The 22,197-nt window shown below is 75.4% G+C and carries 15 protein-coding genes and 1 pseudogene; 7 read left to right on the plus strand and 9 right to left on the minus strand.

Translation table 11 applies throughout. The features are described from left to right. The first annotated feature begins 53 nt into the window (after positions 1–53). From O7628_RS18180 to cutA, 3 genes are all read left to right on the plus strand, one after another. Entirely contained in the window at positions 54–392 is a 339-nt protein-coding gene (locus O7628_RS18180) for a hypothetical protein (protein WP_074476632.1), read from the plus strand. 395 nt (positions 393–787) lie between these two features. Continuing rightward, complete coding sequence (locus O7628_RS18185; protein ID WP_074476789.1) at positions 788–3,235, plus strand: bifunctional diguanylate cyclase/phosphodiesterase; 2,448 nt, start codon at positions 788–790, stop codon at positions 3,233–3,235. 29 nt (positions 3,236–3,264) lie between these two features. Beyond that, complete coding sequence (cutA, locus tag O7628_RS18190; protein ID WP_278132160.1) at positions 3,265–3,381, plus strand: divalent cation tolerance protein CutA; 117 nt, start codon at positions 3,265–3,267, stop codon at positions 3,379–3,381. Here cutA and O7628_RS18195 read toward each other — a convergent pair. The 6 genes and pseudogenes from O7628_RS18195 to O7628_RS18220 form a co-directional block, all read right to left on the minus strand. After that, a pseudogene (locus O7628_RS18195) lies at positions 3,338–3,742 on the minus strand (XRE family transcriptional regulator); the annotation flags it as partial. The gene cutA and the pseudogene O7628_RS18195 overlap by 44 nt on opposite strands. A 9-nt stretch (positions 3,743–3,751) precedes the next feature. Continuing rightward, positions 3,752–4,783 carry a phosphatidylinositol-specific phospholipase C domain-containing protein gene (locus tag O7628_RS18200; protein ID WP_278132161.1) on the minus strand — a complete coding sequence of 344 codons (1,032 nt, stop codon included), beginning with the start codon at positions 4,781–4,783 and terminating at the stop codon, positions 3,752–3,754. Between the two features lie 96 nt (positions 4,784–4,879). Then, positions 4,880–5,584, minus strand: coding sequence for an NUDIX domain-containing protein (locus O7628_RS18205; protein ID WP_278132163.1), 705 nt, complete (start codon positions 5,582–5,584; stop codon positions 4,880–4,882). Positions 5,585–5,630: 46 nt separating this feature from the next. After that, the gene (locus O7628_RS18210) at positions 5,631–6,458 is read right to left on the minus strand and encodes a hypothetical protein (RefSeq protein WP_278132165.1); all 828 of its coding nucleotides are present in this window, start codon (positions 6,456–6,458) and stop codon (positions 5,631–5,633) included. Further along, on the minus strand, positions 6,455–7,375 hold the full coding sequence (locus O7628_RS18215) for a 5'-methylthioadenosine/S-adenosylhomocysteine nucleosidase (RefSeq protein WP_278132166.1): 921 nt from the start codon (positions 7,373–7,375) through the stop codon (positions 6,455–6,457). Before O7628_RS18215 ends, O7628_RS18210 begins: the two co-directional genes overlap by 4 nt. After that, positions 7,372–9,060: a hypothetical protein gene (locus O7628_RS18220; protein ID WP_278132167.1), complete on the minus strand. Its 1,689-nt coding sequence runs from the start codon at positions 9,058–9,060 to the stop codon at positions 7,372–7,374. The genes O7628_RS18215 and O7628_RS18220 overlap by 4 nt, the downstream gene beginning before the upstream one ends. A 207-nt stretch (positions 9,061–9,267) precedes the next feature. Between O7628_RS18220 and O7628_RS18225 the strand changes: the two genes are divergently transcribed. From O7628_RS18225 to purE, 3 genes are all read left to right on the plus strand, one after another. Beyond that, positions 9,268–11,334, plus strand: a complete 2,067-nt coding sequence (locus O7628_RS18225) for a thioredoxin domain-containing protein (RefSeq protein ID WP_278132169.1) — start codon at positions 9,268–9,270, stop codon at positions 11,332–11,334. A gap of 111 nt (positions 11,335–11,445) precedes the next feature. Next, positions 11,446–12,609: a 5-(carboxyamino)imidazole ribonucleotide synthase gene (locus O7628_RS18230; RefSeq protein ID WP_278132170.1), complete on the plus strand. Its 1,164-nt coding sequence runs from the start codon at positions 11,446–11,448 to the stop codon at positions 12,607–12,609. Then, positions 12,606–13,097, plus strand: a complete 492-nt coding sequence (purE, locus tag O7628_RS18235; protein WP_074476624.1) for a 5-(carboxyamino)imidazole ribonucleotide mutase — start codon at positions 12,606–12,608, stop codon at positions 13,095–13,097. Before O7628_RS18230 ends, purE begins: the two co-directional genes overlap by 4 nt. Before the next feature lie 147 nt (positions 13,098–13,244). On the opposite strand, the gene O7628_RS18240 is transcribed toward purE, so the two are convergent. Both O7628_RS18240 and O7628_RS18245 read right to left on the minus strand, forming a co-directional pair. Continuing rightward, a complete protein-coding gene (locus tag O7628_RS18240) occupies positions 13,245–18,248 on the minus strand; it encodes a permease (protein ID WP_278132173.1) in 5,004 nt (1,667 codons plus the stop codon). Positions 18,249–18,494: 246 nt separating this feature from the next. Then, the gene (locus O7628_RS18245; protein ID WP_178063448.1) at positions 18,495–19,922 is read right to left on the minus strand and encodes a UDP-glucose/GDP-mannose dehydrogenase family protein; all 1,428 of its coding nucleotides are present in this window, start codon (positions 19,920–19,922) and stop codon (positions 18,495–18,497) included. A 269-nt stretch (positions 19,923–20,191) separates the two neighbouring features. Between O7628_RS18245 and O7628_RS18250 the strand changes: the two genes are divergently transcribed. Then, positions 20,192–21,355 carry an acyl-CoA dehydrogenase family protein gene (locus O7628_RS18250; protein ID WP_074476621.1) on the plus strand — a complete coding sequence of 388 codons (1,164 nt, stop codon included), beginning with the start codon at positions 20,192–20,194 and terminating at the stop codon, positions 21,353–21,355. A 181-nt stretch (positions 21,356–21,536) separates the two neighbouring features. Here the strand turns inward: O7628_RS18250 and O7628_RS18255 are convergent, their stop codons facing one another. Next, a complete protein-coding gene (locus tag O7628_RS18255) occupies positions 21,537–22,193 on the minus strand; it encodes a hypothetical protein (protein ID WP_178063450.1) in 657 nt (218 codons plus the stop codon). Between the last annotated feature and the right edge of the window lie 4 nt (positions 22,194–22,197).

Below are 22,197 nucleotides of genomic sequence, written 5' to 3' on the forward strand. Positions count from 1 at the left end.
GCCGATCCGGGGCCGGGCTACCCTGGGGGCCTGCCACGATCCGGAGGAACACCATGCTGACCGCCGCCCAGGTGCTCGCGCAGAACAACTTCGGTGACACGCGCACGGGCGGCCTGGCCGGCCCGATGGGCCTCTTCCTCATCGTGCTGCTGGGCACCGCCACCGTGCTGCTCATCCGCAACATGAACTCCCGGCTGCGCCGCCTGCCCGACCACTTCCCCGCGCCCGGCGAGCCCGCGAACGCCGGCCGGGTCGACGCCGTCGGGGGCGGGCCGACGGCCGCGGAAGCGGGGCGAGCCGACGCCACAGTCGTCGATCCGACAGACGGGACCTTGGGGCACGACTCACGCTCGACCGCCCCGAAGGGCCCCCAGCAGCACGGAAACGGGTGATCGGGGCGTGATTCACGCCGAAGCCGGCCGTCGCCCCCTGTTGCGCTCCCCGGCTTTGGCTTAGCCTTCCGCCGGGGGACCAAAAGTCCCCGGGCCGCGCGGGAGGGGGCACCGATGACCGGGTCAGCGACGGCTGCCCGTTGCGCGGTGCGACGGGCTGCCCGTCATGCGGCGCGCCGCCCGGCTGCCCGCCGTGCGCCGCGACCGGCCGCCCGCGCGGCGGCGTGGCGACCGGTGGACGGGGGAGGTCGGTGACCTCCGCCAGGGCCGACGACCCGCTCGACCCGCCGGAGCCGGTCAGTGCCGTCCCCGGCCCGCCGGAGCCGGTCGCCGACCACCCCGACCGGTCGGCGGAGCGGAGCACCCCGCACCGGGTCCTCGTGCTGACCGTCGCCGTGGCGCTCACCGCCCTCGTGGCCGCCGCGATCGGCCTCACCCTCCCCACCCACCTGCCGCCCGACGACCCGCTCCCGCCGCTCGCCCGGTTCGGCATCGGCGTCGCCGTCGTCGTGGTCGCCCAGCTCGCCCGGCTGCGGTTCCGCACCGCCTCGGGCATGGTCAGCACCACCTGGGGTGAGGCGGCCCTCGTCGTCGGGCTCCACCTGGTCCCCGCCGGCTGGCTCCCGGCCACCACGCTCGTCGGCGCCGGGCTCGCCTGGGCGCTGCTCTCCCTGGCCGCCGACCGCCAGCCGCCCCTGGAGACGGTCCGCATCGCCGCCTCGCTGAGCGCCGGCACCGCCCTCGCCGTCGCGGTCACCACCACCCTCGGCGCGCCCCTGCTCGCCGCCCCCACCCCGGAGCTGGCGCTGGCGCTGGCGGCCGGCGCGGTGACGTACCTGCTCGCCACCGCCTGGCTCGGCGGGGTCGCCGTCGCCCTGCGACACGGCGTGCCGATGGGGCCGCCGCTGCTCGCCGCGCTGCGCGGCAAGCTGCTCATGTTCGTCGGGAACGTGGCCGTCGGCCTGGCCGCCGTCGCCCTGCTCGAACTCGACGCCCGCTGGCTGCTCGCGTTCCCGCCGGTGCTCTGGCTGCTCCAGCAGACCTACCGGCACCGGCTCCGGGCCGACCAGGAGCGGCGTACCTGGCGGGCCTTCGCCGAGGCCACCGCCGCGCTCAACCAGCTCGACGAGCGGGGCGTCGCCACGGCGGCGGTCACCGGCGCGCTGACCCTCTTCGGCGCCGAGCTGGTCGACGTGGACGTGGCGCGGGGCGACGGCCGGTGGCGACGCTACCGGGGCGACAGCGGCGGCCGGGTGACCGACCGCGAGATCGACCCGCCCACCGGCGCCGCCGCCGGCCCGCACGAGCTGGTCCGCCCGCTGACCGTCGGCAGCACCCAGGTCGGCGAGCTGCGGGTCCGCTTCCCCCGCTCGGCGCCGCCCAACGCCCGCGAGCAGGACGCCGCCGCCGCGTTCTCCGACGCCCTCGCCGCCGCCCTGCACGACGCCGCCACCCACCGCGAGCTGCGCCTGGTCACCGCCCGTTCGTCGTACGAGGCGGTGCACGACCCGCTGACCGGCCTGCTCAACCGGGCCGCCATGCTCGGCAAGGGCGACCAGGCGCTGCGGCAGCGCGCGCACGACCACCCCGTCGCCCTGCTGCTGCTCGACATCGACCAGTTCAAGGAGGTCAACGACACCCTCGGGCACGCCGCCGGCGACCAGCTGCTGCGGCTGACCGCCAACCGGCTCGGCGCGCTGACCCGCTCCGGGGACCTGCTCGGCCGGCTCGGCGGCGACGAGTTCGCCCTGCTGCTGACGTCGGTCCCGGTGGTCGGCGGCCGGACCGCACCCATGGCGTACGCGCTGCGCCAGGCCCGGGAGATCGCCGAGCGGCTCGCCGCCCCGACCGAGGTGGCCGGGGTGCGGATGTCCATCGAGGCGTCCGTGGGGGTGGTGGTGGCCGACGCCGGCACCGCCGACCTGACGGAGCTGCTGCGCCGGGCCGACATCGCGATGTACCAGGCGAAGGAGGGCGGCGGCAGCGTCGCCGCGTACGACAGCTCGAAGGACGCCGCGAGCACCGACCAGCTCGCGCTGCTCGCGGAGCTGCGGGAGGCCCTCGCCGCCGACGACCAGCTCGTGCTGGCGCTCCAGCCGGCGGTGGACCTCGCCACCGGCGCGCCGACCGGCGTGGAGGCGCTGATCCGCTGGCGGCACCCGCGCCGGGGCTGGCTCGGCCCCGCCGACTTCATCCGGCCGGTGGAGAACAGCGAGCAGCTCGGCACGTTCACCCGGTACGTGCTGGACAAGGCGCTCACCGTGGCCGCCGACTGGGCCCGCGCCGGCCTCGACGTGCCGATCTCGGTGAACCTGTCGGCCCGCAGCCTGCTCGACCCCCGGCTGCCCGTCGAGATCGGCGAGGCGCTGCGCCGCCACCAGGTGCCGCCGCACCGGCTGGTGCTGGAGATCACCGAGACGGTGGTGATGAGCGAGCTGGAGGTCATCGACGAGGTGCTGGCCACCCTGCGGTCGATGGGCGTGCAGCTCGCCGTGGACGACTTCGGCACCGGCTTCTCGTCGCTGGCGTTCGTGACCCGCATCGCCGTGGACGAGCTGAAGGTCGACCGGTCGTTCGTGATCCGGATGGCGGACTCACCGGAGGCGGCGGCCATCGTCCGTGCCACCGTCGGGCTCGCTCACGAGCTGGGCCTGCGGGTGGTCGCCGAGGGCGTGGAGACCGCCGAGCAGCGGCTCGCCCTGGCCGAGCTGGGCTGCACGGCCGCCCAGGGCTACCACTTCTTCAAGCCCATGCCGGCCGACAAGATCAGCGCGGTGCTCGGGTCGCTGGTGGACACGTCCCAGGCGAACGTCGTCCCCCTGCGCGCCGACGGCGCCTCCTGACCTCGACGACCGCGGCCCGCTACCCGGAGTTGGAGCGGTATCTGCTCGACGAGCACTCGTGGAGCAATCCTCAGGTGACCGCCGTGCCGATCGTGCGTGGTTCTACCGCTTATCTGGCGTGGGTGGCGCGGTCGGTGGACGTTTAGCGGCCTCGGCGACGAGAGCGCTGAGTTCGACGACGCAGGGCAGCGCCGCGTGCGGCGACAACCGGTTGAGGACGGCTTCCAGCCGCTGGCCGGGTCGGGGCGAGCCGACATCGACGGACAGCCGTGCCGCCAGGACGGCGGTTGCGCAGGCCTGCTCGATCTCGTTGGCGTCGAGGTAGGCGTCCGCCAACCAGGACAGGTAGAGGGCCTTGTCCCTGGCGTACGTGTCATCGAAGCGCAGTATCGCCCGCTCAAGGGCGGGGACTGCTCGGACCGGCCGGTGCAACACCGCCCAGCAACGGCCGGTCATGATCTCGCCCTCTGTGGCGTCGACCCAGTACACCCAGTCGGGTTCGGCGCGACGGGTCGGTCAGCCGCGGGGGAGGACGTCGTCGACCACGCTGGGCAGGGCCGCCCAGTCGGCCGAGGCGATGCTCGCGTGCGCCCGCGCCAGTTGCGCCACCCGGGCCGCCGCAGCGGTCGCATCCGTGTTCCCCACGGCCGGGGGGACGTTCTGCGCGTCGGTCATCACCAGCAGGTAGTGGTTGGTGTCGTACCAGGCGGTGTCGATGCCGCCGGTGACGTACGCCGACGCGTCGCCGTCGAAGACGACGAACCAGGGGCGCAGGGCGGTGTCGGTGTAGCGGGTGCGGGGGTCGCCGGCCTGGGCGCGGTGCACCGCCGGGAACGCCTGCGCCGAGCGGAGGGTGCCGGCGGCGGCGAGCGCGGCGAGGTGCTGGGCGTACTCGATGTCGGTCCACAGCTTGTCGGTGGGGTTGCTCTCCTCGACGGTGCCGGGGATGAGGTGCACGACGACCCGGCCGGCGAGCTGCTGCCGGGTGGGCCAGTTGTCGGCGCGGGCGGCGGCGTCGAGGGTGGCGTGCCCGCCCAGGAGGTCGGCGGGGCGGAACACGGCCGAACCGAGCCGGGCGGCGAGCAGCGCGTCGAGCTGCGCCGGCCCCTGCCCGGTGCGGGCGCTGAAGCCGGTCTTCAGCTCCAGTTTGAGGTGCAGCGGGCCGGCGTCGGGGTGGGCGGTGAGCCAGAGCCGGATGTCGTCGAGGCAGTGTTCGAGGTTCTTGTTGCGGGTGCCCGTGTAGAGCTGGGCGGCGCTGGTGGCGGCGACGCAGTTGTTGTTGTTGCCGAGCGGGTTGGAGTGGCTGACCCGCCACTGGTTGGCCACGATGTCGGGCCACACGTCCAGCTCGATCATCCCGGGCCGGTCGTCGAGGGCCTGCGCCAGGTAGTCGTACGTCCCCTTGTCGTACGCGTTGTGGGTGCCGACGGCGGTGGTCGCCGAGAGCCGGGCCCCGGGGTCGACGGCGGCCTCGGCGGGGCCTGCGGCGACGAGCGCCGCGAGCACCGCGATCGACGTGAGCGCGGGCAGGGAACGGGGTCGGCGCATGCGGGTCTCCTCGGCGGGGCGTGCGATGGAACCCGTCGCCACGCCAGGCGTGGCGACGGGCCCCGGCTTCCCGTCGATTGAAGTACAGCGATGGGTCTACTGTCGACCGGTTCCCGGGCGGAGCATGGCCGGATAGAGCAGGGTGGCGTCGCCGCGCCGGTACAGCGCGGCCGGGCGGCCGGTGGGCGGGCTGCGCCGCTGGCCGGTGGGCAGCACGAACCCGTTGACCCCGGTCACCTTGCGGTGGAAGTTGCGTGGGTCGAGGCGGACCTGCCAGACGGCCTCGTAGACCGCGCGCAGCTCGCCGATGGTGAACGTGTCGCCGCAGAACGCCGTGGCCAGCGGGGAGTATTCCAGTTTGGCCCGGGCCCGCTCCAGGGCGTCGGCCAGGATGGTGTCGTGGTCGAAGGCGAGCCAGCCGTGGCCGAGCCGGTCGTGGTCGATCGGCTCCCACCGGGCCCGCGCCGCGTCGGTGCCGGCCACCGGCACCGGCAGGTCGGGTGCGATGGCCAGGTACGCCACCGAGGCGACCGGGCCGCGCGGGTCCCGTCCCGGCGTCGCGTACGTGCGCACCTGCTCCAGGTGCAGCGTCCGGCCGTCCAGGCCGGTCTCCTCCGACAGCTCCCGCAGCGCCGTGTCGTCCAGGTCCTCGCCGGCCCGGACGAAACCGCCGGGCAGTGCGGCCCGCCCCGCGTGCGGCGGCTTGCCGCGCTCTATCAGCAGGACCGCCAGCCGCTCGTCACGGATCGTGAGGATCGCCAGGTCGATGGCGATCTGGAAGGCGGTGCGCTGGTCGGACACACCGGAAGGGTAGCGGCCGCGCCACCGGTCGACGCGGCCATCCCGATCAGGCGCGGCTTCGGTCATCGCCGCTGCGGCCGGCGGCCCAGACCCGGTCGAACTCGCGCACGAAGTGCCGGCACCAGACCGGATCGCGGTCGGCACGCAACGTCACCGTCGCCTCCCGACCGTCGGGCCGGTGCGAGTAGATGTCGATCGAGATCCGCCCGGTCGGGTCCTCCGGGTCGACCAGCACCATGCCGAAGGCGGGGACGAAGTGGAGCAGCCGGACCTCCAGCCGCCCGCCGCCGGTCGCCTGCGTCGCCAGGTAGTCGAGCAGGTCGATGGTGGGCTGGACCCGGCGCGCGAACACCTCACCGCCGTTGGCGTCCAGCCCGTTGCGGCGGGCCGCCTCCTCCGGCGCCGGGCCGGTCGGGTCGATGAGCGCGACCCGCACCGTCGCCCCGTCGGCCAACTGTTGCCGCAGGACGTCGAGCTGGCTGCGGATCGTCCGGCTCAGGGTCACCCCGACCAGTCGGATGTCCCGCGCGCCGGCCAGCACCGCCGCCTCCGGCGCGGCGGCGGTGAGCAGCGGGTCGACGGAGCCGGCCCCCGAAGGGCGCAGGCCGTCGGCCACCCCGCGGAGGACGGACTCGACGCGCCCCAGCCGGCGTCGCCCGGTCAGCAGGTCGAAGGTGATCACGCCGAGCACGGCCAGGGTGGCGGCGGCGACCACGTCCGGGCTGGTCACGTTCAGCAGCCCGAGCGCGCCGACGACCAACGCCGTCCCGGAGACGAGGTACGCCTCCAGCTCCCCGCCGGTCAGCCTGCGGGCCAGCGCAGCCCTCCGGGCGGAGGACCGCCCGGAGCGGCGTACGCCGTCGGCGTCGCTCACCGGTCCTCCTCGACCAGGCGCAGGTAGGGCAGGAGCCGCTCGACGACGAGCGCCGCGTGCCGCGCCGCGAGCTCGTGGTCGGCGTGCCCCTTGTGCCGGTCGGCCCGGTCCGAGATGCCCCGGACGGTCATCCAGCCCCGCAACGCCCGGTCGTCGGCGATCTCCTCGTAGAACGCCTGGGCCACCCCGGCCGCCTCCGTCTCCACGGCCAGGGTCTTCTCGTGCACCTCGGCCAGCCAGGAGCGGATGCCCGAGCCGGCATCGGTCACCACCGCGTTGCCCGAGCCGATCGGCCCCCGGTGGACGCGGAAGGCGCCGTCGGGCCCGGGGCGCATGACCGGGCCGTGCCGGACGAGGAAGTCGTTGATCCGGTGCCGCAGCACCGGCGCGGTCGCCTGGATCCGCCCCCGGCGGCGGGGCCCGTCCTCGGTCTCCCGGCGGCTGTCGTACCAGATCACCTCGTCGGCGAGGACCACGTCGCCGACCGGGACGTCGGCGCGGACCCCGCCGGCGATGCCGACCAGCAGCACGAGCGGCGGCGCGAACCGTCGGCGCAACTCCTGGTAGGCGGAGGCGGCGGAGTGCGTGCCGGGTTCGAGGGCCTGGGCGGCGACCACACGGACCGGGCCGCCGTCGGCTGCGAGGGTGGCCCGGTGCACGGTCCGGCCGCTGTACGTCTGCTCGACCCGGTGGTCGGCCGCCCGGCCCAGCATCTCGACGACCGCCGCCATCTCCTCGGCGAGGACCGTGAGGATCCCGATGTCGGTCGGCCGCTGGGCCCGGCGGTCGGCCGCCGCCAGGGACTCCCGCGCGGCGGCATGGTGGTGCTGGTGCTGGACGGCGTTGACGTTGCCGCCGACCGAGACGGTCCCGCCGGTGACGTGCAGGCCGGTGTTGCGGGCCCCCTCGGCGCTCATCGCCCCGCCCCCGTGCCGAGGTGCGTCTTGTTCGTCTGGGTGCTGGTCACGTTGCCCTGCACCGTGAGGCTGCCGCCGGTGACGACGGCGCCCGCGTTGAGCAGGGTCGCGGCCCGCTGGCGGTACTCGCTGGTGTCCACGCCCCGGTCCTCCAGGAAGTCGAGGACGGCGGCGAGCAGCCGACGCTCGATGATCTGCTGGTGCTTGTCGACCTCCTGGGTCTGGAGGTGGTGCCGGGTGTCGGCGGCCATCCCCAGCTCCCGGACGCTGACGCGGGCCCCGTGGTCGTACCCCTGTCGGGGTGGCCCGGCGGAGCCGAACCAGGAGGAGTTGGCGAGGGCGTCGAGCCCGGCCCAGAAGAGGTTGAGCGGGGCGCGGCCGATGGTCGCGGGAGCGTCGACGAGACCCCGTGCCACGGCCCGCAGGTATGCCGCGGGGCCGGTCCCACCGACCTGGTCGACCACCCGGAACCGCTCGTCGCAGGGCGGCAGCGCGGTCGAGGTGAAGTCCATGTAGAGCGACCGACCCTGGACCGCCACGTGCACGTAGACGGTGGTGACCAGCTCACCGCGCCACGAGATCATCTGGCAGACCAGGAAGTGCCGGGCCGGCGCGGTGGGCTGGCGGATGATCTCCGGGATCCACTCGGGCCGGGTGTACGGCACGAGGTACGCGACCTCGGTGCCGGCGAGGAAGATCCGGTCGTCGACGGTCAGGCCGGGCAGTTGCCCCTCGGCCTGCCGTTGGTTGGCCAGCGTGCCGAGTTCGTCCCGCAGGTGGGCGATCAGCTCGGCCGCGCCGAAGGGCGCGGTGGGGAACTCCCGTTCGGCCTCCGGCGTCGGGCCGGCCAGCGGGTTGCCGGCCCGGACCAGCCGCTGGGCGAAGCTCCAGTTCTTCAGCACGATCCCCGAGCCGACGAACGGCCGGTAGTCGGAGAAGACGACGGTGTTGCCGCCCTCCTGCTGCCGGATCTCGGTGAACCGGCTGGTGGCGCCCGGGGCCGGTGGGGTTCGGCCCGGGGCGAACCCGTCGAGCTGGCTCTGCCGCACCAGGTTCGCCACGACCGGCGGCGCGAGGGTGAGCACCAGCAGCGCCAGGACGACGGCCGGGTGCAGCCCGGCGAGGGGGTCGACCTCGTCCGAGTACGAGTACGGGGCGGCGGCGTACTTCAGCGTGGCGAACAGGCCCATGGCCGTGCTGACCAGGACGAAGATGAGGGCCGCGGACAGGAGCCGGAACCGCAGGATCGTCGCCTGGCCGACGATGAGCCCGGCGCTCGCGGACTGGCCGTTGCGGAGCTCCAGGGCGGTCTGCCTGATGACCTGCCAGACGCAGGAGAAGACGTAGGCCAGGGTCAGCAGGCCGATGACGACGGTCGTGGCCAGCGCGGACACGCAGGCGGACAGCAGCAGCATGCCGAGGATCGCCACGTCGCGTACGACGGCGAGCCGGCGCGCCCGGAGGCAGTGGTGCAGCACCGTGGGCAGGTCGAAGCCGTACGACGGGGCGACCAGGCGGTCGCGCTGGTGGTAGACCTCGTTGAGGCTGGCGCGCTGGAACTCCTCGTCGAGGTACGCGCCGGCGCAGAGGTGCCGGGTGGCGCTGGAGACGGGGGGCGGCGGGGTCGGGGCCGGGTGGGCGGCCGGCACGGTCGGGACCGGGCCGGTCGGTGCGTGATTCGTCATGACGTCCCATCTCTGGACTGTCGTGGGTGGCCGTGGAGGGGGTGGCCGCTTGCGCGCGACGCCGCGCGCCGCACGTGTTCATGTGCATCTGACGATAAGTCCACGGTAGGTGTGGGGCGACTTTGTGTCAACAAGACGATTAATGGTGCCCGGAGGGCTGCCCGGGACCGGGGTGCCGCCCCGGCGGGCGCTGGATATGGTCGACCGGTGAACCGACTCGCGAGCGCCACCAGCCCGTACCTCCTCCAGCACGCCGACAACCCGGTGGACTGGTGGCCGTGGTGCGACGAGGCGTTCGCCGAGGCGAAGCGGCGCGACGTGCCGGTGCTCGTCTCCGTCGGCTACGCGGCCTGCCACTGGTGTCACGTGATGGCGCACGAGTCGTTCGAGGACGAGGCCGTCGGCAAGCTGCTCAACGACGGCTTCGTGGCGATCAAGGTGGACCGCGAGGAGCGGCCCGACGTCGACGCCGTCTACATGACCGCCACCCAGGCGATGACCGGGCAGGGCGGCTGGCCGATGACGGTCTTCGCCACCCCGGACGGCACCCCGTTCTTCTGCGGCACCTACTTCCCGAAGCCCAACTTCGTCCGGCTCCTGGAGTCCGTCGGCACCGCCTGGCGGGAGCAGCGCGAGGCCGTGCTGCAACAGGGGGCCGCCGTGGTCGAGGCGATCGGCGGGGCGCAGGCCGTCGGCGGCCCGACCGCCCCGCTCACCGCCGACCTGCTCGACGCCGCCGCCGCCCAGCTCGCCCGGGAGTACGACCGGGAAAACGGCGGCTTCGGCGGGGCCCCGAAGTTCCCGCCGCACCTGAACCTGCTCTTCCTGCTGCGCCACCACCAGCGCACCGGCTCCGCCGAGAGCCTGGAGATCGCCCGGCACACCGCCGAGGCGATGGCCCGGGGCGGCATCCACGACCAGCTGGCCGGCGGCTTCGCCCGCTACTCGGTGGACGGGCACTGGACGGTGCCGCACTTCGAGAAGATGCTCTACGACAACGCGCTGCTGCTGCGCGTCTACACCCACCTGTGGCGGCTCACCGGCGACCCGCTCGCCCGGCGCGTCGCCCGCGACACCGCCCGCTTCCTCGCCGACGAGCTGCACCGGCCCGGCGAGGGCTTCGCGTCCGCGCTGGACGCCGACACCGAGGGCGTCGAGGGGCTCACGTACGCGTGGACCCCGGCCCAGCTCGCCGAGGCGCTGGGGGAGGAGGATGGCCGCTGGGCCGCCGACCTCTTCGCGGTCACCGAGTCCGGCACCTTTGAACACGGCACGAGCGTGCTGCGGCTGGCCCGGGACGTCGACGACGCCGACCCGGCGGTCCGGGGCCGCTGGCGCGACGTCGTCGGGCGGCTCCTCGCGGCCCGCGACACCCGCCCCCAGCCGGCCCGCGACGACAAGGTGGTGGCCGCCTGGAACGGGCTGGCGGTCACCGCGCTCGCCGAGTTCGTCCGCCTCGTCGAGACCCTCGGCACCAACACCGGCACGGACACCGGAACCGGCGCGGGCGGCGACGAGGCCGACGCCAACCTGCTGGAGGGCGTCACGATCGTCGCCGACGGCGCGCTGCGGGAGACCGCCGAACACCTGGCCCGGGTGCACCTCGTCGACGGCCGGCTGCGCCGGGTCTCCCGCGATGGCGTGGTCGGCGCGCCGGCCGGGGTGCTGGAGGACTACGGCTGCGTGGCCGAGGCGTTCTGCGCCATGCACCAGCTCACCGGCGAGGGGCGCTGGCTGGAGCTGGCCGGCGGCCTGCTCGACACCGCCCTGGCCCGGTTCGCCGCCCCCGACGGTGGGTTCTACGACACCGCCGACGACGCGGAACAGCTCGTCACCCGGCCGGCCGACCCGACCGACAACGCCACCCCGTCCGGCCGGTCCGCGATCGCCGCCGCCCTGGTCACGTACGCGGCGCTGAGCGGCGAGACCCGCTACCGGGAGGCCGCCGAGGCCGCCCTCGCCACCGTCGCGCCGATCGTCGCCCGGCACGCCCGGTTCACCGGCTACGCGGCGGCGGCCGGCGAGGCGCTGCTGTCCGGTCCGTTCGAGATCGCCGTGGTGACCGACGACCCGGCCGGCGACCCGCTCGTCGCCGCCGCGTACCGGCACGCCCCGCCGGGCGCGGTGCTGGTCGCGGGCCGCCCCGACCAGCCGGGCGTGCCGCTGCTCGCCGACCGGCCGATGCGCGACGGGCGGCCCACCGCGTACGTCTGCCGGGGGTTCGTCTGCCAACGCCCGGTCACGACCGTCGACGACCTCCTCGCCCAGCTGTAAGGAAGGGCCCCCTGTTAACGCTTTCGGTATAGCGGGGTACCCCGCTCACCCCTCGCCCCGCTCACCCCTCGCCCCGCTGGCGGCGGAGCCGCCGCTAGGCTGGCCCGCGAGATGGATACCCGAACCGGTCTGCCAGTTGTCGGCATGGTGGGGGGCGGCCAGCTGGCCCGGATGACCCACCAGGCCGCGATCGCCCTCGGTCAGTCGCTGCGCGTGCTCGCGCAGGCCCCGGACGACGGGGCGGCCCTCGTCGCCGCCGACGTCCAGTACGGCGACCACACCGACCTCGCCGCCCTGCGCACCTTCGCGAAGGGCTGCGACGTGGTCACCTTCGACCACGAGCACGTGCCGACGGAGCACATCCGTGCCCTCGCCGCCGAGGGCGTGAAGCTCTTCCCGCCCGCCGACGCCCTGCTGCACGCCCAGGACAAGCGGGTCATGCGGGAGCGGCTCGGCGAGCTGGGCGCGCCCAACCCGGCATGGCGGCCCGTCGCCGACCCGGCCGACCTGGTCGCCTTCGGCGACGCGCAGGGCTGGCCGGTGGTGCTGAAGGCGGCCCGGGGCGGCTACGACGGCCGGGGCGTCTGGCCGGTCGACGACGCCGCGCAGGCCGCCGAGCTGGCGACCACCCTGCTCGCCGGCGGCACCCCGCTGATCGTCGAGGAACGGGTCGCGCTGCGCCGGGAGCTGGCCGTGCAGGTGGCCCGCTCGCCGTTCGGGCAGGTCGCCGCGTACCCGGTGGTGGAGACCGTGCAGGCGGGCGGCATCTGCGTCGAGGTGCTCGCCCCCGCGCCGGGCCTGCCCGAGGAGCTGGCCGTGGCGGCCCAGCAGCTCGCCATCGACCTGGCCACCGCGCTCGGCGTGGTCGGCCTGCTCGCCGTGGAGCTGTTCGAGACCCCGGCCGGGCTGGTGGTCAACGAGCTGGCGATGCGCCCGCACAACTCGGGCCACTGGACGATCGAGGGGGCCCGCACGTCGCAGTTCGAGCAGCACCTGCGGGCCGTGCTCGACTATCCGATGGGCGACACCTCGCTCGCCGCCCCCGTCGTGGTGATGGCGAACGTGCTCGGCGGGCAGCCGGGCGGCATCTCCATCGACGAGCGGCTGCACCACCTGTTCGCCGCCGAGCCGGGCGCGAAGGTCCACCTGTACGGCAAGCAGGTGCGCCCCGGCCGCAAGATCGGGCACGTCACGGTGCTCGGCGACGACCTGGCGGACGTGCGGGCGCGGGCCGCCCGGGCCGCCCACTGGCTGACGGAGGGGACGCCGGCATGACCACCGTCGGTTTGATCATGGGCAGCGACTCGGACTGGCCGACCATGCAGGCCGCCGGCGAGGCCCTCGCCGAGTTCGGGGTCGGCTACGAGGTGGGCGTCGTCTCCGCCCACCGCACCCCGGGCAAGATGATCGAGTACGGTCGCACCGCCGCCGACCGGGGCCTCAAGGTGATCATCGCCGGGGCGGGCGGGGCGGCCCACCTGCCCGGCATGGTCGCCTCGGTCACCCCGCTGCCGGTGATCGGCGTGCCGGTGCCACTGAAGCACCTCGACGGCATGGACTCGCTGCTGTCCATCGTGCAGATGCCGGCCGGCGTGCCGGTGGCCACCGTGTCGATCGGCAACGCCCGCAACGCCGGGCTGCTCGCCGTCCGCATCCTCGCCGCCGCCGACGAGGAACTGCGGGCGCGCATGGTGGCCTACCAGGCAAGCCTGGAACAGCTCGTCGCCGACAAGGAAGCCGCCCTCCACGCCTCCTTGAGGTGACCGCCCGGCCCGCTGGACCCTGACCGGCGTGCGGACCCGGCCCCGCTGCCGTCACCGGCACGCGGACCCGGCCCCGCTGCCGTCACCGGCGCGCGGACCCGGCCCGCTCTGCGCAACAGGGCACCCACGCCACAGGGACCCTCCGCTTCATCTCATGCCGCGCAGGGCCGTCTGGAGGCGGTCCTGCGCGCGGCGGCGGCGCTCGTTGCTCGCCCCGAGCACCAGCAGCACCAGCCCCACCGGGATCAGCACCAGCCAGGGGCCCAGGCTGAACAGCGCGTGCACCGCCGCGATCGCGGTGACCGTCGCGCCGACGATCACCGGGGCCTGCTGCTGGCTGGTGGTGCCGAAGATCAGCACCGCCACCGCGCCGAGCAGCAGCAGCACCTGCCGCAGCATGCTGGAGTCGGTGGCCAGCACGATCGCCAGGGTCGGCACGAACGCGGCGACCAGCGCCGGCCCGTACGCCACCCAGCTCGACAGGTCCGGCCGCTGCCGCAGCTCCAGCACCCCCACCAGCAGGGCCAGCGCCGCGAACGGCAGGGTGTAGGCCTCCGGCAGCGCCACGTCGGCGACCCGCATCAGGATCCACCAGGCGACGATCTCGCAGCAGACCACCGCCCAGAACAGGATCCGCCGCTCCACCGGCTGCCGGCCGGGCCGGGCCGCCGCCACCCCGAGCACGGCGCCCCAGGCGGCCAGCAGCGCGGCGATGTGCCGGGGCGAGTCGAAGGCCAGCGCCAGGGCGATCAGCGCGGCGGCGAACCCGCTCCACTCCACCGTGGCCGCCTCGCGGCGGGCCTCCGGCCGGCGCAGCCGGGGCAGGGTCGCGGCGAACACCTGGAGGGCCGCGCCGACGGCCAGCACCCCGAACGCGGACCACACCGCGGCCAGGCCCACCACCAGGCCCACGACCAGCACGAACAACTGCGCCGTCAGCGAGGCGAACAACCAGCCGAGGATGCGGGCCCGCTGCGTGGTGCCGTACAGGGCCGCGACGACGCCCACGCCGACCGCCCCGCCCAGCGTGAACAGGGTCAGCTCCCGGGTGGCCAGGCTGCCCAGCAGCCCGGCCCCGCCGCCGGCCAGGCCGATCACGAAGACCAACACCCGGGCGGTACGCAGCGACCGCGCCCGCTCCGCGACCGGCGGGGGCGGGCTGAGCGCCAGCCCCAGCATCGAGATCGTGAACACCGACAGGGCGGCCAGCACGCTCACCGGCCAGCCGTGGCCCAGGGCCGTCGGCGTGATCAGCAGGGTCACCGCCGCCCCGGGCAGCACCACCGGCACCGCCCGGGACCGCCGACCGCCGCTGAGCCCGACGGCGGCCAGCGCCGCGGTCAACGTGAGCAGCAGCGCGGTCAGCACGTGCGTCGGGTCGACCGCGTCGGCGGGCGGGGCGAGCAGCTCCGGCGGCGGCCCCTGCCACACCCGCCCCAGCGCCCGGTACGGCTCGACCAGCGCCACCTCCAGCGCGGGCGCGAGCGAGAACACGGCCAGCGCGACGGGCAGCGCCGCGGCGGCCAGCGCGCCGGCCGCCGGACTGACCCGCCAACGCACCGCCGTCCCGTCGTCGTCGGGGGCCCGGCGCAGCGCGCCGTCGAGCAGCACCGTCCAGCGCCGGACCCGTTGCGCCGAGCCGGCCGGCGGCACGGTCGACGCGCGGACCAGCTCGGCGAGCACCCCGAGCAGCGCGGCGGCCGCCGCGTAGACGCCGGAGGGCAGCCCCGCCACGATGGCGGCGACGGCGCTGGCGGTCGCGCCGCCGACGATCGCCGCGCTGGCGTACGGAAGGTATTGGGGCACCTGCCGGCGGACCGCGGCGACCGCGGCCAGGCCCAGGCTCGACGCGGCCAACGCGGCCGTCAGCACCACCCCGGGCGACCGGCCGGACCCGGCGGCCAGCGCGGCCACCGCGCCGGGGAGCGCGAGCAGCGCCGCCCCGGCGGCGACCCCGCCGATCTGCACCAGGTGCGGCGGCATCCCCTCGGTGGTGACGTCCTCCACCAGCGGGGCGGCGAACACCCGGGACAGGGCGGCCACGACCACGCCGATGAGCGCGATGCCGCCCAGCGCCAGCGCGGTCGTCCACGGCCGGACGAGCCCGGCGCCGGCCGCGTGCAGGGCGACCGCCCCGGCCACGGCCGCCCGGGACAGCCCGGCGCGCGGGTCGAGCGACGCGGCGGCGGCCGTCCCGAAGGCCGTGGCGACCGCCAGGCCGACCAGCACCGGCGACCACCAGGGCAGCTCGAAGGCGGCTGGGAGGCCGATGGTGGCGAGCACGGCGGCGACGCCCGAGACGTCGTGCTTCCACGGATGCGGCAGCAGCACCCCGGCGGCGACCCCGAGCAGGGCCAGGGCGACCGGGGCCTGCCAGGTGGACCCGCCGGTCGGCGCGGCCGGCCAGCCGGACAGGTCGCCCGCCCAGATCGGGCCGGGGACGGCCAGCACGCCCCAGCCGCCGCGCAGCGCGCTCCATCCCGCGAGCAGCCCGATCAGGGTGCCGCCGACGGCGAGGCCGAGGATCGGCCCGCGCCGCCACTCCTCCGGCATCGCCCGCGCGACCACCGCGACCACCGCCACCAGCGCGGCGGCCACCACGAGCTGCCCGCCCGGGGTGAGCACCGCCGCGACCCGGACCAGGGTCGCGACCAGCGCCGCGGTGACCGCCGCCGTGGCCAGGTCGGAGCCGTCGAGCGTCAGGTCCGCGCGCCGCCCCGCGTCGATCGACGGGGCGAGGAAGACCAGCAGGCCGGCCACGAACAGCAGCCCGCCCACCCAGGCGTCGGCGGCGGTGCCCCCCGGCGCGGTGAACGCGGCGGCCGTCACCACCAGCGCCCCGAGCCCGGTGCCCAGCGCCAGCGGCATGGGGATGCGCCGCTCGGAGACCTGCACGAGGGCCGCGTAGCCGAGGGTGACGCAGACCGCGAGGAAGCTCGCCGCCAGCACCGGCACGGTGACCACGCGCAGGCTCGCCGGGGTCGGCGTCGGATCGGTCGGCACGGTCGCGGCGACGAACGCCGCCACCGACCCCGGCAGCGCGAACGCCGCCCCGCCGGCGGCCCAGTTGGCGACGGTGTCCGCGGCGGCTGCGGCGGTCATCCGGATCCGGGGCACCACCGCCACCAGCGCGCCGCCCACGAAGAGGGCGAGCAGCACGGCGGCGGTCAGCGCCGGGCGGGCCAGCCCGGCGGCCGCGCCGAGCAGGCCGACGACGGCGGCGGCGACCGCGTGCACGGTGGCGGACCGGGTCGTCGTGGCGGTGAGCCCGACCGCACCGATGCCGATCGCGGCGGCCACCAGCGGCCACGGCGCGGCCACCCAGCCCAGGCCGAACGATGCGGGGACGGCCAGCGCGGTCAGCGCCGCCCCGGCCACCGCGAACTCGCGGCGGATCTGCGCGGGCAGCGCCAGCACGGCGGCGACGGTGAGCAGGAAGGCGCTGGCGGCGAGCTGCCAGGCCGCCGGGCCGACGGAGGCGGCCAGCTCGGCGGGGTACCGGTCGAGGTCGGCCGTCCAGGCCGGGACGGCGGCCAGGGCCGGGGCCAGCCCGGCGCGCAGCGCGCCGACGGCCACCACCAGGCCGCTGACCGTGAGCGCCGCCGCCGAGGCGAGCTGCGGGCCGCGCCGGGCGGCCTCCGGCAGGGCCCGCACCGCCAGGCCGGTGAGGGTGATGACGGCGGCGACGAGCAGCAGGGCCCGGCCGGGGAACGCCACCGACGCGACCCGGCCCAGCGCGCCGATCACCGCGAGGGTGAGCACGCCGGCGGCCACGTCCGGCAGCGGCGGCCGGCGCAGCACCAGCGCGCCGCCCAGCCCCACCAGGGCGGCCAGCAGCAGCACCGTGCCCGCCCCGGCCGCCGTCGGCAGCGAGGCGGCGCGCAGCACCGCCGTCACCGCGTACGCCAGCGCCAGCGCCACCGCGACGCCGTGCAGCAGCCAGGTCAGCTCGCGCAGGGCCGGCACCGGGCGGGCCGGCGGCTCGCCGGCCGGCACCCCGGCGGAGGCGTCGAGCACCTCGCCGGCCTCCTCCGGGTCGCCCTCCGGCCGCCTCTCCCCGCCGGGCCGGGTGGTCCGGCCGGCCCGGGCGGGTCGGTGCACGGCGTCCTCGGCGGGCAGGTCCGCCCCGGCGGGGCCGTCCTCGGCGGGTCGGCGGGGCGGCGGAGCGGGCGGGCCGAGCCGGCCGTCCGGCAGGTCCTGACGCACCGGACGCTCCACCGTCACCGGCGAACGGGCCAGCCAGAGGTCGACCACGGCGACGGCGGTCAGCACCAGGGCCCAGCCGACCGGCCCGGACACCCGGTCGTACGCCAGCAGCGGCAGCACCGGCTGCGCGGCCAGCACGGTGGCGAAGCGGGGGGCGCGCAGCCCCGTGAAGAGGGCGTAGCCGAACCCGACGGCGGCGGTTACCAGGAAGATCACCCCGGCGAAGACCGCGCCCGACGCGCCCCCGCCGCCGATGAGGTCCGCCGTCCACAGTGCGTAACCGGCGAGGGGCACCAGCAGCAGGCCGACGGCGGAGATCGTCTCGGCGGTCGAGGTGAGCCCGCGCCGGGCCAGCACGGGCGGGGCGAGCAGCAGCAGCACCGTGGCGACGAGCAGGACCCCGAGCCGGGACAGGGCGTCCATCGAGCTGGTGGCCACCAGGGCGAAGACCACCGCCGCCACGGCGAGCAGCAGCGCCCCCAGCCCGAGGGGGATGTTCTGCACCTCGCGCGACGACGCCTCCGGTGGATTCTCGGGGTCGTCGGCGTCCAGCCAGCGGGCCGCCGACGGCGGCGGGGGCGGCGGGTCCTGCGGCGGGGGCGGGGCGGCGCCCTGGCGGGGCACCCGGGGCGGGGCCCCCGTCGTCGCGGTCGGCGGACGGCGGCCGGGGCGGCGGCGCAGCACGCGTCGGGGGCGGGCGGCCTGCTTGAGGCGTTCCTCGGTGGCGTGGCTCAGGATGTCCCGCTGGAAGAGCGCGGCCTGCATCTTCGCGGCGATCTGGCGCTGCTCGGCGGCGATGGCGGCCTCGCGGGCCTTCATCTCCGCGATCGAGCGCTCGACCTCCGCGAGGTGCCCGGCCCACTGGGGCTGGTGCGCGCCGCAGTGCGGGCACTGGGCGGCCGGCTTGATCTCCCGACTGCACGAGGTGCACTGAAAGGTCTGCACGACGACACCCCTCCACCCGGCCGGCCCGCACTGTGGACTACCACTGTCGCAGCATGCCCTGAGGCGGCGCGGATTTCGACACCTGTCGGCGGTTCGGCGGTGACGAATGGGCGACGGGGGAGCCCGTCGGGGTCGGCCGGGGACGCCGCCGGGGCGACCCGGGCGGTCGGCCGGGGGACCGGACACGCGACGGCCGGCCCCGGATCTCGTCCGGGACCGGCCGTCGCCGCCGTCGTCGTCAGGGGGTCAGGGGCGGCCCATGCCCCGGTATTCCCAGCCGGCCTGGCTCCACAGTGTCGCGTCGAGGCAGTTGCGGCCGTCGACCACGCGGCGGCCGGCGACCAGCTCGCCGAGGGCCACCGGGTCGGCGTTGCGGAAGTCGGCCCACTCGGTGAGCACGCAGACCAGGTCCGCCCCGGTCACCGCGTCGGCCATCGTGGACTCGTACGTCAGCTCGGGGGCCACCCGGCGGGCGTTCTCGGCGCCCTGCGGGTCGAACACGTGCACGTCCGCCCCGGCCTTGCCGAGCAGCCCGGCGACGGCGAGCGCCGGGGCGTCGCGTACGTCGTCGGTGTTGGGCTTGAACGTGGCGCCCAGCACGGCGATCCGGGTGCCGGACAGGTCCGGACCGGCGGGCCCGGCGCGGCGGCCGAGCAGCTCGGCGGCCAGCGCGATCACCCGGGTCCGGCGGCGCAGGTTGATCAGGTCGACCTCGTGCAGGAAGCGCAGCGCCTCGCCGGCCCCCAGCTCCTGCGCCCGGGCCTGGAAGGCGCGGATGTCCTTGGGCAGGCACGCCCCGCCGAAACCGAGCCCGGCCTGGAGGAACCGGTTGCCGATGCGGGGGTCGTACCCGATGGCCTTGGCGAGCTGGGTGACGTCGCCGCCGGCCACCTCGCACACCTCGGCCATCGCGTTGATGAACGAGATCTTGGTGGCCAGGAAGGCGTTCGCGGCGACCTTGACCAGCTCGGCGGTGGCGAAGTCGGTGACCACCAGCGGGACCTCGCGGTCCTCGGTGGCGGCCAGGTCGAAGACACCCTTGTGGGCGGCGTAGAGCATGCCGTTGGCCCAGTCGCTCTTGACGCCGACCACGATCCGGTTGGGACGCAGCACGTCGTCGACGGCGAAGCCCTCCTGGAGGAACTCGGGGCTCCACGCCACCTCGACGCCGAGGTCGGGCGGGGTGTGCTTGCCGACGAGCTGCTCCACCCACTCGGCGGTGCCGACGGGGACGGTGGACTTGCCGACGATCAGCGCCTTGCGGGTCAGGTGCTGGGCGAGGCCGGTCACGGACGCCTCGACGTACGACAGGTCGGCACCCATCCCGTCGGCCCGCTGCGGGGTGCCCACGCAGATGAAGTGCACGTCGCCGAAGTCGGCGGTCTCGGCGATGTCGGTGCTGAACCGCAGCCGGCCGGCGGCCAGGTTGCGCCGCAGCAGCTCGTCGAGGCCGGGCTCGTGGATCGGCACCTCGCCCGCGTTCAGCTTGGCGATCTTGTCGGCGTCGACGTCGAAGCCGAGCACCTCGTAGCCCAGCTCGGCGTAACAGATGGCGTACGTCGCACCGAGGTACCCGGTGCCGAGGAAGGTGACCCGGGGGCGGGCCGCGCCCGACGGCGGCGTGACCGCGGCGATGGCCGGCATCGGTTGGGTGTTCGGGTACGGGATCGTCACGCCTGTCTTCTCCGCTCGCGCTGGCGGCGCTTGCTCGCGTCGCATTCGGCTGCGGCGCCTGGCCGGCACCGAAGGGGAATTGTGTCGTTTTCTGCTCGCCGTGCCGCGTCGACCTCCGCGCGCCGCGTCGCGTCGACGCTTCGGTCAGGCCCGAGCCTACGCGCCGGTAAGGATCAACTGAGCGCTGGTCGCTATCCTTCAGTCTGCGCGGTCGGCGGTTCCGAGACGCTACAGACTGGGCATGATAGCCGTGAAGGGGAGGGGCCGACATGGCCGCAGAGCAGTCGTTCGACGTCTACCGGTTGCCCGAGGAACACGAGGCGGTCCGCGAGGCGGTGCGTGAGGTCTGTGCGGCGAAGGTGGCCCCGCACGCCGCCGAGGCCGACGAGACGGGCGAGTTCCCCAAGGCGTCCTACGACGCGTTGCGTTCCGCCGACTTCCACGCACCGCACATCCCCGTCGAATACGGAGGCGCCGGCGCGGACGCCCTGGCCACGGCCATCGTGATCGAGGAGGTCGCGCGGGCCTGCGCCTCGTCCTCGCTGATCCCGGCGGTCAACAAGCTGGGCACCATGCCGCTGATCCTGGCCGGCTCCGACGAGCTCAAGCGCGCCTACCTGACCCCGGTGGCCGCCGGTGAGGCGATGTTCTCCTACTGCCTCTCCGAGCCGGAGGCCGGCAGCGACGCCGCGTCGATGACCACCCGGGCGGTCCGCGACGGCGACCACTGGGTGCTCAACGGGGTGAAGCGGTGGATCACCAACGCCGGAGTGTCGGATTTCTACACCGTCTTCGCCGTGACGGATCCCACAGCCCGTTCCAAGGGCATTTCGGCGTTCGTGGTCGAAAAGTCCGACCAGGGTGTCAGTTTCGGCGCCCCGGAGAAGAAGCTCGGCATCAAGGGTTCGCCGACCCGTGAGGTCTACCTCGACAACGTCCGCATCCCCGCCGACCGCATGATCGGCGCGGAGGGCACCGGCTTCGCCACCGCCATGAAGACCCTCGACCACACCCGGGTCACCATCGCCGCGCAGGCCGTCGGCATCGCCCAGGGCGCGCTCGACTACGCCAAGGGGTACGTCCAGGAGCGCAAGCAGTTCGGCAAGGCGGTCGCCGAGTTCCAGGGCGTCCAGTTCATGCTCGCCGACATGGGCATGAAGCTGGAGGCGGCCCGCCAGTTGACGTACGCCGCCGCCGGGAAGTCCGAGCGGGGCGACGCCGACCTGACCTACTTCGGCGCGGCGGCCAAGTGCTTCGCCTCCGACGCCGCCATGGAGATCACCACCGACGCCGTGCAGCTGCTCGGCGGGTACGGCTACACCCGCGACTACCCGGTCGAGCGGATGATGCGGGACGCCAAGATCACCCAGATCTACGAGGGCACCAACCAGGTCCAGCGCATCGTGATGGCCCGCCAGCTCCTGCGCGGCTGACCCGCCGGTCCGGCCCCCGGCGTGGCCCCGGCCGACGGCGGGGCCGGCGGGGCCCGGGTTGCCGGCGTCCGGTTGGCTCGACGTGCCGGGCCAGGAGTGTCGGCGTCTGGCCCACTCGACGTGCCGGGCCGGGGCGCGGCGGCGGAGAGACCCGCGCGCCCCGGGCCCGACGGTGGTCTCGTCAGCGCAGCTCGGTCGTGGTGTCCTCGGCGCGGCGCGGCGGGGCCGACCAGGGAGACTCGCCGGCCGTGCGGCGGGGCAGCGGCTCCGGCGGCGGCTGGTCCGGGTAGCCCAGGGTGAGCGGGGCGGTGTCCCGCTCCGCCGCGCTGCCGCCCGACGGCCAGTCGGTGAGCGTGAAGGTGCCGGGGCCGGTGTCCTCCGGCCGCTGCGCCGGCGCGGGCGCGACCGCCGGCCGGGGCCAGCGCCGCCACCGCTGCCTGCTGAACGTGGCCATCAGCAGCAGCGCGCCGACCAGGAAGAGCGTGCCGTTCTGCACGGGCAGGAACAGCGGCAGCGGGTCGCCCAGCGCCTTCCAGCCCTCCGGGACGCGGTCGCGCACCTCGAACGGCGCGACGAACATCCCGACGTACGGGGCGATCAGCAGCAGCCCGGCGACCAGCGGGCCGAGCGGCGAGAAGCGCAGGGTGCCGAGCAGGCCGAGCAGGACGCCGGCGACGGCCAGGTAGACGCCCGGCTCGATCAGGTTGGCCGTGTTGAACGTGCCGATCTCCACCCACCGGGTGATCGTGCGGGTCGACCCGTCCTGCCCGAGCGCGAGCAGCGCCCAGGTGACGGGCGCCACCACCAGCCCGGCGAGGAAGCTCCAGAGATGTCGCATTGGC

This window comes from Micromonospora sp. WMMD956, assembly GCF_029626125.1.
Lineage (GTDB): Bacteria > Actinomycetota > Actinomycetes > Mycobacteriales > Micromonosporaceae > Micromonospora > Micromonospora carbonacea.

What these genes read in the sequence shown, in the direction of transcription:
- O7628_RS18180 (WP_074476632.1), top strand. Translation starts at nt 54, where the DNA reads ATGCTGACCGCCGCCCAGGTGCTCGCGCAGAACAACTTCGGTGACACG.
- O7628_RS18200 (WP_278132161.1), bottom strand. Translation starts at nt 4,783, where the DNA reads ATGCGCCGACCCCGTTCCCTGCCCGCGCTCACGTCGATCGCGGTGCTC.
- O7628_RS18215 (WP_278132166.1), bottom strand. Translation starts at nt 7,375, where the DNA reads ATGAGCGCCGAGGGGGCCCGCAACACCGGCCTGCACGTCACCGGCGGG.
- O7628_RS18220 (WP_278132167.1), bottom strand. Translation starts at nt 9,060, where the DNA reads ATGACGAATCACGCACCGACCGGCCCGGTCCCGACCGTGCCGGCCGCC.
- O7628_RS18230 (WP_278132170.1), top strand. Translation starts at nt 11,446, where the DNA reads ATGGATACCCGAACCGGTCTGCCAGTTGTCGGCATGGTGGGGGGCGGC.
- purE (WP_074476624.1), top strand. Translation starts at nt 12,606, where the DNA reads ATGACCACCGTCGGTTTGATCATGGGCAGCGACTCGGACTGGCCGACC.
- O7628_RS18250 (WP_074476621.1), top strand. Translation starts at nt 20,192, where the DNA reads ATGGCCGCAGAGCAGTCGTTCGACGTCTACCGGTTGCCCGAGGAACAC.
- O7628_RS18255 (WP_178063450.1), bottom strand. Translation starts at nt 22,193, where the DNA reads ATGCGACATCTCTGGAGCTTCCTCGCCGGGCTGGTGGTGGCGCCCGTC.